This window comes from Amycolatopsis sp. NPDC004772 (genome assembly GCF_053601215.1).
In genome coordinates this window covers 1-2,718 of the sequence record NZ_JBSGBK010000178.1, presented here as the reverse complement: position 1 = coordinate 2,718, position 2,718 = coordinate 1, and the positions used below count along the sequence as shown (strand labels likewise).

The 2,718-nt window shown below is 73.5% G+C and carries 1 protein-coding gene; it reads right to left on the bottom strand.

Annotation, left to right across the window (positions count from 1 at the left end):
• Nucleotides 1-2,654 (bottom strand): SDR family NAD(P)-dependent oxidoreductase (locus ACWEF6_RS42855; protein ID WP_449688188.1); only part of this gene is annotated, 2,654 nt, incomplete at its 3' end.
• Nucleotides 2,655-2,718 lie beyond the last annotated feature (64 nt).

Genomic DNA, 2,718 nt, shown 5'->3' with positions numbered 1-2,718 from the left:
GGGCTCACTTCGCCTCTGGTGGCGGGGGGGCACATCCGGGGCGCGCCGCGGGCGAGCGCGCGGTCGCACTCGCCGCGGCGCAGCGCCTGCGCGGCGAGGTGGATCGCGACGAGGGACGACGAGCACGCCGTGTCGACGGTCAGCGCCGGGCCTTCGAGGCCGAAGGCGTAGGCCAGCCGGCCGGACACGACGGCGGCGGCGTTGCCGGTGCCGATGAAGCCGCCGACCTCCTCGCCCGCCGCGCCGAGCAGGCCCGCGTAGTCCTGGCCGTTGGTGCCGGCGAACACGCCGGTGCGGCTGCCGCGCAGGGTGTGCGGGTCGATCCCGGCGCGTTCGAAGACCTCCCAGGTGATCTCCAGCAGCAGGCGCTGCTGGGGGTCCATGGCGAGGGCTTCGCGTGGCGAGATCCCGAAGAAAGCGGCGTCGAACTCCGCTGCGGCGTCGAGGAATCCGCCCTCGCGGACGTAGCTGTGGCCGCTCTTGCCCGGGTCGGGGTCGTAGAGGGCGCCGAGGTCCCAGCCGCGGTCGTCGGGGAGGCCTGACATCGCGTCGACGCCGTCGGCGACGAGGCGCCAGAGGTCTTCCGGCGTGGCGACCGAGCCGGGGAACCGGCAGCCCATGGCGACGAGCGCGATCGGCTCGTCGGCTCGCACCGGCGCCGTCCCCGATCCGGCCGGTTCCGGCCGGCGGCCGAGCAGTTCGCGGTGCAGGTGCCGGGCCAGCGCGGCGGGTGTCGGGTGGTCGAACACGCACGTCGCGGGCAGGTTCAGCCCGGTGGCGGCGCCGAGGCGGTTGCGCAGTTCGACCGCGGTCAGGGAGGTGAACCCGCTGTCGGAGAAGGCACGGTCGCCATCGACGGCGGCGGCATCGGGATAGCCGAGCACGGCCGCGACGTGCGTGCAGGTCAAGTCGAGAAGCTTGCGCTCGGCGTCTGTTTCGGACAGTCCACTGAGGAGTCCCGCGGACTCGGCTTTCGGGCTCTCGATGGGCTCACCGAACAGCGGCCGCGGCCGGACAGCTCGCAGCTTCGGGAGATAGACGTCCCAGTCGAGATCGGCCACCACGGCCAGCGGGTCGCTGCTTGCGGCTTCCCTCATGAGGGCATCGAGAGCGAGGCCGGGTTCCAAGGCGCCGACCCCGGCGGCACGCAGCCGCCGTTGCGCTTCGCCGTCGCCCGCGGCCATCCCCTCGCCGGCCCACGGACCCCAGGCGATCGAGACAGCGGGCAGCCCGGCGGCCTGCCGCTGCTGGGCGAGCGCATCGAGGTGCGCATTGGCGGCGGCGTAGCTCCCCTGCCCCGCGGCGCCGAAGGCGCCGGCCATCGAGGAGAAGAGGACGAAGGCATCGAGCTCACCGGTGAGCGCGGACAGGTTTTCGGCGGCGGTCACCTTCGCCCGCAGGACGGCATCGAAGCGCTCGGGCGTGAGGGCATCGATGACACCGTCGTCGAGAACACCGGCGGCGTGCACGACGGCCCGGAGATCGTCGGGGAGAACGGCGGCCAGGGCATCCCGATCGGCAGCATCACAGGCGACGATCGAGACACCGCAGCCGAGGGCGGTGAGTTCGCGTTCGAGGTTCGCCGCTCCCGGCGCTGCGGGCCCCCGGCGGCTGAGCAGGATCAGGCGTTCGGCGCCGGCGGTGGCCAGCCGCCGGGCAACTTGGGCACCGAGGGCGCCCGTGCCACCGGTGACCAGCACGGTACCCCGCGGCTGCCAGCCCGGACCGGCGGCGACAGAGCGGCGGTCTTCCCCCTGGGCGTCGGTGGCCGGCATGGGGACTCGGGGTTGGCGAGCCGGGCCGGGGGTTGCGGGGCGGCGTTCCAGGCGGCGGGCGAAGATGCCCGAGGGGCGGAGGGCGACCTCGTCTTCCGTGCCGGTGAGCATTGCGGCCAGGCGGGTTCGGGCTCGATCGTCCAGGGTGGCCGGTAGGTCTATCAAGCCGCCCCAGCGCTGGGGGTGCTCCATTGCCGCCGTTCGGCCCAGGCCCCAGACCTGGGCCTGGACCGGTGCCTCCACGCCGTCCGCCCGGGTCGCCGCGACCGCTCCGCGGGTCAGGCACCACACGCGTCCGCTTGTTCCGAGATCGCCCAGCGACTGGAGGAGGGTTGCCGTGCCCGCTGCGACTCCGCGGCCTCCGTCAGCCATCGCCAGCAGGGAAAGTACGCCGTCCACTTGGGATTCGCCGATGCCTTCGCGGAGGCGTTCGGTGAACTCCGCGCGTGGCAGCAGGGGGTCGACGCGGACCGGGGTGAGGCGGGCGCCGCGTTCGAGGATCGTCTGTGCGACTCCGGCCACGACACCGGACTCGCCCTCTTCCGGCACGATCAGCAGCCAGTGCCCGGTCAGCGCGGCGGCGTCCGGTGTGACCGGGCGCCAGGCGATGCCGTAGCGCCAGGAGTCCACCGTCGACTCCTGGTGGCGGCGCTGGTACCACGCCGACAGTGCCGGGGTGACCGCCTCGGCGACGTCCGCTTCCAGGTCCAGTTCGGCCGCCAGGTTGCCGCTGCGGAGCACTTCCCAGAAGCCGGAGTCGCCCCCGGGTGCCGCCGTGCCGGGCTCCGGGGCGAGCCAGTAGTTGCGGTGCCGGAAGGCGTACGTGGGCAGGTCGATGCGGCGGCCGTCCGGGAAGAACGGTGTCCAGTCCACGTCCACGCCCTGAACGTGAGCAGTGCTCAACGCCGAGAGCAGTGCTCTCGTTTCAGAGCGGTCGCGGCGC